Genomic DNA, 9,522 nt, shown 5'->3' with positions numbered 1-9,522 from the left:
TCACCCGCTTGCAGGCCGGGAAATCCGAACTCCGGCCGTGGCGTCGACAAATCGTTACCCCGTGCCCGAGAGAACTCCAGGAAATCGGCAGTCGCCAGGATGCACACGGTATGGCTGCCGAAGTCCTCTTCGCTGGTGTTGCAGCAGCCGTCGCGAAAAAACCCGGTCAGGGGCTTTTCACTGCAGGAACCGAGCAGGCCGCCGAGAACGTTGCGCTGCTGACCACCGGTGTCATCGGGTTTCATGACAGCTCATCGATCCAGGCTTGCTGGAGCGCCTCGAGAATCTTCTCGCCACAGTGCCGCTGGTCGTCTTCGAAACCCGGCAAGGCGATCACCCAGTTCATCAGGTCGACGAAGTTGATCTTCAGCGGGTCGACCTCCGGATGGGTTTCGGCGAGTTCGATGGCCAGCTCGTTGATATCCGTCCATTTCATCGCTTGCCTTCCTTGGTCATGTTGATCGAATAACGCGGAATGTCGATCGTCAACGGCGTTTCATTAACCATCGCCTGGCACGACAGGCGTGAATTCGGCTCCAGACCCCAGGCCTTGTCGAGCAGGTCGTCTTCGACCTCGTCGGACGGTTCAAGCGCTTCGAAACCTTCGCGAACGACCACGTGGCAGGTCGTACAGGCGCAGGACATCTCGCATGCATGCTCGATGGCGATGCCGTTCTCCAGCAGGTTCTGGCAAAGGGATTCGCCAGGCCGAGCCTCGAACACGGCGCCGTCGGGACAAAGTTCGAGGTGCGGCAGCACGATGACTTGGGTCATGCGGTTTCTCCCGTTTTCACCGTCACCGGAGCGCCATCCAGCTCCTTGATGTTGCGGCCAGAAAAAGCCCGCCGGATCGATTTATCCATCCGCTGCGCCGCGAAATCCTTGGTGTCCGCCTCGAGGTCGTCCATTGCCAGCATGATCTGCCGACGGTTCTCACCGAGCGCCGCGCTCTCCAGCTTGACGATGTCACCGTCGATACGCGACAACTCGTCGGCCGAGAGCAAGTCGCTGTCGGCGCCGAGTGCCGCTCGCACCGCCTCGAGCAGACGCTGCGCGTCAACCTGCGACTCCTTCAGCGCACGCAGCAGGGAGTCATCCCTGACGTGCGCCATCGAGTCCTTGAGCATGCCGGCGATCTCGTCATCGGACAGTCCGTACGATGGCTTGACGACGATACTGGCCTCGACACCTGAGGCCTGTTCGCGGGCGGTGACTGATAGCAGTCCGTCGGCGTCAACCTGAAAAGCCACCCGGATCCTCGCCGAGCCGGCCACCATCGGTGGGATGCCGCGCAGCTCGAAGCGCGCCAACGAACGACAATCGCTGACCAATTCCCGCTCGCCCTGGACGACATGGACGGCCAATGCCGTCTGACCATCGCGAAAAGTGGTGAATTCCTGCGCCCGCGCCGTCGGGATGGTCGAATTACGCGGAATGATTTTCTCGACCAGGCCGCCCATCGTTTCGAGGCCCAGCGACAGCGGAATGACGTCGAGCAGGAGCCAGTTGTCTCCTGCCGCGCGATTACCAGCGAGCAGGTTGGCCTGCGTTGCCGCTCCGATGGCGACCACCTTGTCGGGGTCGAGATTGTTCAGTGGGTCCTGCCTGAAGAACTCGCCGACCGCACGCTGCACCTGTGGCATCCGTGTGGCGCCACCCACCATGACCACGCCCTTGACCTCGCTGACCGACAGCCCGGCATCGCGCAGGGCCTTCTTGACCGGCTGCAAGGTCTTGGCCACCAGGGTCTGGGTGATCTCGGCAAAGATCTCGGTGGTCAGTTTCAGATCAACCACTTCGCCGCTGTTCAGCCGTCCCGTGATTGGTGCCACGCCGTGAAAGGTCAGGTATTCCTTGGCTTCCCGCGCGCGTGCCAGAAGCATGCTGGCATCTTCGACGGACAACGGCTTGAGGTCGGCCGCTTCGAGCATCCAGCAGAAGATGCGGTGATCGAAATCGTCGCCGCCGAGCGCCGAATCACCACCGGTCGCCAAGACCTCGAAAATCCCCCGCGACAGTTTGAGGATCGAAATGTCGAAGGTGCCGCCACCCAGATCATAGACCGCGTAAACGCCTTCGCTGGCGTTGTCGAGCCCATAGGCAATGGCCGCCGCCGTCGGCTCGTTGAGGAGGCGCAGCACCGGCAGCCCGGCCAACGTCGCCGCATCCTTGGTCGCCTGACGCTGGGCTTCGTCAAAGTAGGCCGGTACGGTGATCACCGCACCGACCAGGGAGCCATCCAGCGAAGCTTCTGCGCGCACACGCAGAACGCGCAGGATATCGGCCGAAACCTCCACCGGACTTTTCAGCCCGGCCGCCGTGTGCATGCGCAGCATCCCCGGGCTCTCATCGAAAACGTAAGGCAGCGACTCACGATTGGCGATGTCCTTGATCCCTCGCCCCATGAAGCGTTTCACCGAACCGATGGTGTTGCGCGGATCGAGAGCCTGCCTGGCCTGCGCCTCGTAGCCGACTTCGTTGCCGCCGTCAGACAGATAGCGCACTACCGAAGGCAGCAGTGGGCGACCAAGTTCGTCGCGGAGAACCACGGCCAAACCGCTGCGCACCGTGGCCACCAGGGAATTGGTCGTACCCAGGTCGATGCCGACTGCCAGCCGGTGTTCGTGTGGCGCCGCCGACTCGCCGGGTTCTGCTATCTGTAGTAGTGCCATGAAGAAAATGGGGTCCTGAGACTTGTTGTTGATGGGAGAACGGCAAGCTTCCGGCTACTCTGCTACTCTTCGCACGCCACCATCGCGTCGTCGATCTCGACGAGCAGTTTGTCGATGAACATCAGGCGCCGCACGCGATCCGCCGCCTGCTCCAGATCGTGCTTATCGTCGAGCAAAACGGCAAGTTCGTCGTAGCGTTCGCCGATGTCGCGCTTCAGACGATGGTGCAGATGCTCGAGTTCATGGTGCTCACCAGCGGCGCGGGCTTCGGCGACCGCCTCGCGCCATTCCATCTGCTCGACCAAAAAGTCAGCGGGCATCGCGACGTTGTTCTCGCTGCCGACATCGTGAGCCGCCAGATGCAGCAGGTATCTTGCCCGCGACAATGGCTTCTTGAGGGTCTGATAGCCTTCATTGACCCGCGTTGCCCACTGCAGGGAGAGGCGCCGCTCCGCCTCACCGGCACTCGCGAAGCGGTCCGGATGAACCCTTGACTGCATCTCGATATAGCGCCGGTCGAGCAGCGAGGGGTCCAGCCGGAAGGCTACGGGCAACTCAAACAGCGAGAAATGATCGGAATTGAAATCCATGCTTGTCGGTATTGGTGCGCTTCAGTTCCGGCACGACGCAAGCCATGCCACGCGTCCGTCAGTCGGTCGCCCGCCAGCCACGCCTCGATGTCAGACGTTGAAGCTCTCGCCGCAGCCACAGGCGTCCTTGACGTTCGGGTTGTTGAACCTGAAGCCCTCGTTCAGTCCTTCGCGGGTGTAGTCGAGCTCGGTGCCTTCGAGGTAGGGCAGACTCTTGGGATCAACCAGCACCCTGACCCCGTGCGACTCGAACTCGATATCGTCCGGTTGCGCCACATCGGCAAACTCAAGCTTGTAGGCCATCCCCGAGCACCCGCTGGTGCGCACGCCGAGGCGCAGACCGATGCCCTTGCCACGCCGCACCATGTAGTTGGCGACGTGGCTTGCCGCTCGTTCAGAAAGCGTCACTGCCATGAAAATTCTCCTGCTGTAGTTGCGTTTGCTTTGCCGTGTTTTCGTCTCAGCCGGCAGGCTGATCACCGTGCTTCTTCTTGTAATCGGCCACTGCCGCCTTGATCGCGTCTTCAGCGAGAATCGAACAGTGGATCTTTACCGGCGGCAGCGCCAGTTCCTCGGCGATCTGCGTATTCTTGATGTCCAGCGCCTGCTCGACGGTCTTTCCCTTGACCCATTCGGTGACCAGTGAAGACGAGGCGATCGCCGAGCCACAACCGTAGGTCTTGAACTTGGCGTCTTCGATGATCCCCCCCTTGCCGACCTTGATCTGCAGCTTCATCACGTCGCCACAGGCTGGCGCGCCGACCATGCCGGTGGCCACGCCCTCGTCTTCCTTGCCAAAGGAACCGACGTTTCTCGGATTCTCGTAGTGATCCAGAACTTTTACGCTATATGACATTTTGCTTCTCCTTCAAAACCATCTCAATGTGCGGCCCACTGGACCGTACTCAGGTCGACGCCTTCCTGCACCATCTCCCACAAGGGCGAAAGTTCGCGCAGCCGACCAATCTTGTCGTGCAACAGGCGGATAGCGTAGTCAACCTCTTCCTCGGTGGTGAAACGGCCGAGCGTAAAGCGGATTGAGCTGTGCGCCAGTTCGTCCTCGCGGCCGAGGGCGCGCAGAACGTACGACGGTTCGAGCGAAGCCGAGGTGCAGGCCGATCCCGATGACACGGCCAGATCCTTGATCGCCATCAGCAGGGACTCACCCTCGACATAAGCGAAGCTGATATTCAGATTGTGTGGAACACGCTGCTCCATGTCGCCATTCACATAAACGTGCTCGATATCCGACAGGCCCTTCAACAGGCGGTCGCGGAGCATGCGGACACGTTCGTTCTCGGCGCCCATCTCCAGGCGAGCGAGGCGAAAGGCCTCACCCATGCCGACGATCTGGTGCGTGGCCAGCGTTCCCGAGCGAAATCCACGCTCGTGTCCACCGCCATGCATCTGAGCGGTCAGGCGAATACGCGGCTTGCGGCGCACGTACAGAGCGCCGATACCTTTTGGCCCGTAGGTCTTGTGGGCCGAAAAACTCATCAGATCGACCTTCAGCGTCGCCAGATCGATGACCACCTTGCCGGTCGCCTGCGCCGCATCGACATGAAAGACGATGCCCTTGGCGCGGCAGATCTCGCCGATCTCGGCGATCGGCTGGATGACGCCAATCTCGTTGTTGACCATCATCACCGACACCAGGATGGTGTCCGGACGTAGCGCCGCCTTGAAGACTTCCAGGTCGAGCAAGCCATTGTCCACGACGTCGAGATAGGTCACCTCGAAGCCCAGGCGTTCGAGTTCGCGGCAGGTATCGAGCACGGCCTTGTGCTCGGTCTTGACCGTGATCACGTGCTTGCCCTTGCCGGCGTAGAACTGCGCTGCGCCCTTGAGCGCCAGATTGTTCGACTCCGTAGCGCCGGAGGTCCAAACAATCTCCTTCGGGTCAGCATTGACCAGCTTGGCCACTTCTTCGCGGGCTTCCTCGACCGCCGCCTCGGTTTCCCAGCCGAATGCGTGCGAACGCGAAGCGGGGTTGCCGAATTTCTCGACCAAATAGGGGATCATCTTCTCTGCCACGCGCGGATCAACCGGCGTCGTGGCGGAATAATCGAGATAGATCGGTAATTTCAGCATTGCTCTTGCTCCGTGTTGTTCGTCTGGTACATCTTGTACAGCTTGTTCATCCGGCGCTCCAGTGCTCGACACTCATACCGCCATTGCCGTCAATTGCTGCAATTTGAGCACGGTGAGTTGCAGGGCTGCCAGAAAACCATCGACCTCTTCGACCGTGTTGGCACCACCAAGGCTGACACGCACCGCGCCACGTGCCAGCTCGGGGGCAACGCCCATCGCCTGCAGCACGTGCGACGGCTCGGGGTTGGCGCTCGAACAGGCAGCGCCACTGGCCACCGCATAGCCGGCTCGGTCGAGTTGTCCGACGAGCGTTTCGCCATCAAGTTCCGGAAAGGCGAAATAAACAGTGTTCGGCAGCCGCTCGGCCGCCTGACCAAAGAGCGTCGCGCCGAGGCCGACCAGGCCAAGTTCGAGCTGGCCGCGCATGGTCAGAAATTGACGCCCGCGCGCTTCAAGACGCTCCATTGCCAACTCACAGGCGACGCCAAAGCCGACGATCGCCGCCACGTTCTCGGTACCCGAGCGCAAGCCGCGCTCGTGACCGCCGCCAGCGATCAACGGCTCGATATCGAGCCGCTTGTCGAGCACCAGTGCGGCAGCGCCTTTCGGGCCACCCAGTTTGTGTGCCGACAAGGTCAGCGCATGCACGCCGGCCGCATTGAGGCGACGAAAATCGACCGCGATCTTGCCCACTGCCTGGACGGCGTCGGTGTGGAAGCAGCCAGCGCCTGCCGCCCTGGCCTGAGTGGCCAAGGACTCGACATCCTGCACGACGCCCGTCTCGTTGTTGGCCAGCATCACCGAAACGATTTGCGGTCGTTCGACCATCGCCGCCGCGAAGCGCTCGCGATCGACTCGTCCATCGGCGTCCACCGCCAGCCTGTGCAGCGTCCAGCCACGCTTGCGCAATTGTTCGGCCGGTCGGATCACACAGGGATGTTCAATCGAACTGACCGCCAGCAGACCTGGTTTCAAACAGGCGGCGGCGCCCTTGATGAGCAGGTTGTTGGCTTCCGAACCGCCGCTGGCAAAGACCACCTCACTGGCATGCGCACCCACTGCGGCGGCAACCTTGCTGCGTGCTTCGTCGATAGCACGCCGCGCGGCCCGGCCGTACTCATGCCGGCTGGACGCGTTGCCGCACTGTGCCGACAGATAGGGCAGCATCGCCTCAACCACCGCCGGATCGGCGGGGCTCGTGGCGTTGTGGTCGAGATAGACGGGAGCAAACATCAGTACTGGAGGCCTAACGCCCGAAAGCGACAACTTTGGCGCGTTGCCGGATGCTGACCCGCCGCTCATCGTGCAGGACAGCAACCGCCGCACCGTTCTTGCTGCGCTGCTGGTCGACCAGATCAGCCAGCGTAACCGAACTCAGATACTCGAACATCTTGACGTTCAAGGTCGCCCAGAGGTCATGGGTCATACAGCGTTCTTCATCGTGGCAGTTCTCGCGGCCACCGCACTGGGTTGCATCGAGCGGCTCATCGACGGCACGGATGATGTCGGCGACCGTCATCGCGCTGGTCGGTCGCGCCAGGCAATAGCCGCCGCCAGGACCCCGCACACTGCCGACCAGCTGGTGGCGGCGCAGCTTTCCAAACAACTGTTCGAGATACGACAGCGAAATCTTCTGGCGCTCGCTAATGCCGGCCAGCGACACCGGACCTTCGCTACAGCGCTGGGCCAGGTCAATCATCGCCGTCACCGCGAAACGCCCTTTGGTCGTCAGTCTCATGCTTCCTCCACCGATAATAGTTGATCAGATTACTGCGTTATTGACTATATTGACGCGCTGCCGATTAGTCAACTATTTTACTCAGGTATTGCGCATCGAACGGGTCGGCCACGTTGAGGTCGCCGTTGACATGAACGCCGGCCTCTTCGAGCTTCTTGATCAGCAGCTCGAAACGCCGGTCTGCCTCGGCTGCGTGATCGAGCAATCCGTGAATCGCCTTGGCCAGCGGATCATCCTGATTGCCAGCCAACGCGTAGGCCGAGAAGCCTAGCTGCCCGGCCATCTCCTCGCGCTTCTGGGCCTGCTCGTTGTCGATGATCCGCGCCGGGTTGCCTACCGCCGTCGCCCCTGCCGGTACGTCTTTGACCACTACCGCGTTGGAGCCAACCTTGGCCGATGCGCCGACGGTGAGCGGCCCCAGCACTTGAGCACCAGCCCCGATCACCACGCCGTCCTCCAGCGTCGGATGGCGCTTGCCCTTGTTCCAGGAAGTACCGCCCAAGGTGACGCCGTGGTAGAGCGTGACGTCGTCACCGATCACGGCCGTTTCGCCGATCACCACCCCCATCCCGTGATCGATGAACATCCGGCGTCCGATGGTCGCTCCGGGATGGATCTCGATGCCGGTGAAGAAACGCCCGAGATGCGAGACGAAACGACCCAGCCAGGACAAACGACGTGTCCACAACCAGTGCGCCAGGCGATGCAGGGCGATCGCGTGCACGCCCGGATAGCAGGTCAGCACCTCCCAGGAAGTGCGGGCGGCTGGATCACGATCGAATACGGATTGGATGTCTTCGCGCAGACGGCTGAACATGGAAAAGTCCTTGAGCGATGAGGCTGAATTTTACAATACCCTACTATTTCGGTCCACTATTTTCCAGCGGCTCGTTCGCCTCGCCCTGACGGGAAAATTTCCGTTCGACGGCGTCGAGCAGCCCGCGCAGGATGTTGACCTCGTCGCCTTCCAGTTCGCTTCGCCCGAACAGGCGGCGCAGCTTCGGCAGCAGCCGCCGGGGCCGCTGCGGATCGAGAAAGCCGCTGCTCACCATCACCCGCTCAAGATGCTGGTAGAAGCGCTCGACGTCCTGATGCGGCGCCGGCGGCGAAGCAAAGGGCACGGCCCGGGTAACCACCGGCGGACGACCATCGAAGGCCGCCAGGCGAAGCTCGTAGCACACGAGCTGCACCGCCGAAGCCAGATTCAGCGAACTGTATTCCGGGTTTGCTGGAATGAAGACCGTACGCTGGCAGCGTTGCACCTCGGCATTCGACAGGCCCGCCGTTTCGTTGCCGAACAGCAGGGCCACCTCACCCTCACCGGCCCGGGCCAGAATGTCCGTGGCCGCCTCGCGTGCCGGCATCGACGGTGGCCCAAGGTTGCGGTGCCGAGCCGACAGCGCGTAAACATGGATCGTTCCGGCCAGCGCTTCATCCAGATCGGAACACACCTGTGCTCGGGAAAGAATGTCGTCGGCGTCGGCAGCCCGAGCCACCGCCTGTGGGTCCGGAAAGCACTTGGGATTGACCAGCAGCAGGCGCGACAGGCCCATCGTTTTCATCGCCCGCGCCGCAGCGCCGATATTGCCTGGATGGCTGGTATGCGAGAGGACAACGCGGATGCTGTCGAGCGGCGAGCCGGAAGAATGAGACCCTGCAGTGCTGTTCATATTAGAATCGGGGTCCTCCAAACCCAATCGGGCGGCACCAGCCGCCCGTCGCGTTCTTTAAAGCCAATGCATCCAGCTCTCAATATCATCATCAAGGCGGCGCGTCGCGCCAGCCAGATCATCAACCGCGCCTCGCTGGATCTGGAGCACTTGCAGATCACCACCAAGCGACAGAGCGATTTCGTCACCGAAGTGGACAAAGCGGCCGAGGCGGCGATCATCGACATCCTGCACGAGGCTTATCCCGACTACGGCATTTTAGCAGAAGAGTCGGGCGAGACAGCCGGCCAGGCAGGCGGCAGCGAGTATCAGTGGATCATTGACCCGCTCGACGGTACCACCAACTTCATCCACGGCTTTCCCCAGTACGCCATCTCGATTGCCCTCGCCCACCGCGGGCAGATAACGCAGTCGGTAGTCTACGACCCGGTACGCAACGAGATGTTCACCGCCAGCAAGGGCGGCGGCGCCTTTCTCAACGAACGGCGCATCCGGGTCAGCAAGTGCCTGCGACTCGAAAACGCGCTGGTCGGCACCGGCTTCCCTTATCGCGTCTATGACCACATCGACGCCTACCTGGCAATCTTCAAGGAACTGGCGCAAAAGACCGCCGGCATGCGCCGCCCCGGCGCCGCCGCGCTCGACCTGGCCTACGTCGCCTGTGGTCGCTTCGATGGCTTCTGGGAATTCGGCCTGTCGCCGTGGGACATGGCCGGTGGCGCGCTCTTGATCTCAGAGGCCGGCGGCCTGGTCAGCGACCT

At 61.9% G+C, this 9,522-nt stretch carries 13 protein-coding genes; 1 reads left to right on the top strand and 12 read right to left on the bottom strand.

Annotated features, from left to right (window positions below; genetic code table 11):
* The 12 genes from RUW20_RS21045 to RUW20_RS20990 all read right to left on the bottom strand — a co-directional run.
* Positions 1–245: DUF2237 domain-containing protein (locus RUW20_RS21045; RefSeq protein WP_313954176.1), on the bottom strand; the 245-nt coding region annotated here is incomplete at its 3' end.
* Positions 242–436 (bottom strand): Fe-S cluster assembly protein IscX, encoded by a 195-nt coding sequence (iscX, locus tag RUW20_RS21040; RefSeq protein ID WP_313954175.1) that lies wholly within the window; start codon positions 434–436, stop codon positions 242–244. The genes RUW20_RS21045 and iscX, both read right to left, overlap by 4 nt.
* Positions 433–774, bottom strand: a complete 342-nt coding sequence (gene fdx / locus RUW20_RS21035; protein ID WP_313954174.1) for an ISC system 2Fe-2S type ferredoxin — start codon at positions 772–774, stop codon at positions 433–435. Before fdx ends, iscX begins: the two co-directional genes overlap by 4 nt.
* Complete coding sequence (hscA, locus tag RUW20_RS21030; RefSeq protein ID WP_313954173.1) at positions 771–2,672, bottom strand: Fe-S protein assembly chaperone HscA; 1,902 nt, start codon at positions 2,670–2,672, stop codon at positions 771–773. The genes fdx and hscA overlap by 4 nt, the downstream gene beginning before the upstream one ends.
* 62 nt (positions 2,673–2,734) lie before the next feature.
* A complete protein-coding gene (hscB, locus tag RUW20_RS21025; protein WP_313954172.1) occupies positions 2,735–3,262 on the bottom strand; it encodes a Fe-S protein assembly co-chaperone HscB in 528 nt (175 codons plus the stop codon).
* Between the two features lie 90 nt (positions 3,263–3,352).
* Complete coding sequence (gene iscA / locus RUW20_RS21020; protein ID WP_313954171.1) at positions 3,353–3,676, bottom strand: iron-sulfur cluster assembly protein IscA; 324 nt, start codon at positions 3,674–3,676, stop codon at positions 3,353–3,355.
* Positions 3,677–3,722: 46 nt separating this feature from the next.
* Positions 3,723–4,118, bottom strand: a complete 396-nt coding sequence (gene iscU, locus RUW20_RS21015; RefSeq protein ID WP_313954170.1) for a Fe-S cluster assembly scaffold IscU — start codon at positions 4,116–4,118, stop codon at positions 3,723–3,725.
* A 23-nt stretch (positions 4,119–4,141) separates the two neighbouring features.
* Positions 4,142–5,353, bottom strand: a complete 1,212-nt coding sequence (locus tag RUW20_RS21010; RefSeq protein ID WP_313954169.1) for an IscS subfamily cysteine desulfurase — start codon at positions 5,351–5,353, stop codon at positions 4,142–4,144.
* Positions 5,354–5,425: 72 nt separating this feature from the next.
* On the bottom strand, positions 5,426–6,586 hold the full coding sequence (locus RUW20_RS21005; RefSeq protein WP_313954168.1) for a cysteine desulfurase family protein: 1,161 nt from the start codon (positions 6,584–6,586) through the stop codon (positions 5,426–5,428).
* 13 nt (positions 6,587–6,599) lie between these two features.
* On the bottom strand, positions 6,600–7,091 hold the full coding sequence (gene iscR / locus RUW20_RS21000) for a Fe-S cluster assembly transcriptional regulator IscR (protein WP_313954167.1): 492 nt from the start codon (positions 7,089–7,091) through the stop codon (positions 6,600–6,602).
* 64 nt (positions 7,092–7,155) lie between these two features.
* A complete protein-coding gene (cysE, locus tag RUW20_RS20995; RefSeq protein WP_313954166.1) occupies positions 7,156–7,908 on the bottom strand; it encodes a serine O-acetyltransferase in 753 nt (250 codons plus the stop codon).
* 43 nt (positions 7,909–7,951) lie between these two features.
* Positions 7,952–8,761 (bottom strand): RNA methyltransferase, encoded by an 810-nt coding sequence (locus RUW20_RS20990; protein ID WP_313954165.1) that lies wholly within the window; start codon positions 8,759–8,761, stop codon positions 7,952–7,954.
* A 66-nt stretch (positions 8,762–8,827) separates the two neighbouring features.
* Between RUW20_RS20990 and RUW20_RS20985 the strand changes: the two genes are divergently transcribed.
* On the top strand, positions 8,828–9,522 hold a 695-nt coding region (locus tag RUW20_RS20985; protein WP_313954164.1), incomplete at its 3' end, for an inositol monophosphatase family protein.

This window comes from Accumulibacter sp. (assembly GCF_032229525.1).
Classification (GTDB): domain Bacteria; phylum Pseudomonadota; class Gammaproteobacteria; order Burkholderiales; family Rhodocyclaceae; genus Accumulibacter.
The sequence above is the reverse complement of the archived record's forward strand: the minus strand, read 5'-3'. Positions and strand labels throughout refer to the sequence as shown.

Bases quoted from the DNA above. Each gene is read 5' to 3' on its own strand.
- hscB (WP_313954172.1), bottom strand. From the start codon at position 3,262: ATGGATTTCAATTCCGATCATTTCTCGCTGTTTGAGTTGCCCGTAGCC.
- hscA (WP_313954173.1), bottom strand. From the start codon at position 2,672: ATGGCACTACTACAGATAGCAGAACCCGGCGAGTCGGCGGCGCCACAC.
- iscX (WP_313954175.1), bottom strand. From the start codon at position 436: ATGAAATGGACGGATATCAACGAGCTGGCCATCGAACTCGCCGAAACC.
- RUW20_RS20990 (WP_313954165.1), bottom strand. From the start codon at position 8,761: ATGAACAGCACTGCAGGGTCTCATTCTTCCGGCTCGCCGCTCGACAGC.
- RUW20_RS21005 (WP_313954168.1), bottom strand. From the start codon at position 6,586: ATGTTTGCTCCCGTCTATCTCGACCACAACGCCACGAGCCCCGCCGAT.
- cysE (WP_313954166.1), bottom strand. From the start codon at position 7,908: ATGTTCAGCCGTCTGCGCGAAGACATCCAATCCGTATTCGATCGTGAT.
- fdx (WP_313954174.1), bottom strand. From the start codon at position 774: ATGACCCAAGTCATCGTGCTGCCGCACCTCGAACTTTGTCCCGACGGC.
- iscU (WP_313954170.1), bottom strand. From the start codon at position 4,118: ATGTCATATAGCGTAAAAGTTCTGGATCACTACGAGAATCCGAGAAAC.
- iscR (WP_313954167.1), bottom strand. From the start codon at position 7,091: ATGAGACTGACGACCAAAGGGCGTTTCGCGGTGACGGCGATGATTGAC.
- iscA (WP_313954171.1), bottom strand. From the start codon at position 3,676: ATGGCAGTGACGCTTTCTGAACGAGCGGCAAGCCACGTCGCCAACTAC.
- RUW20_RS21010 (WP_313954169.1), bottom strand. From the start codon at position 5,353: ATGCTGAAATTACCGATCTATCTCGATTATTCCGCCACGACGCCGGTT.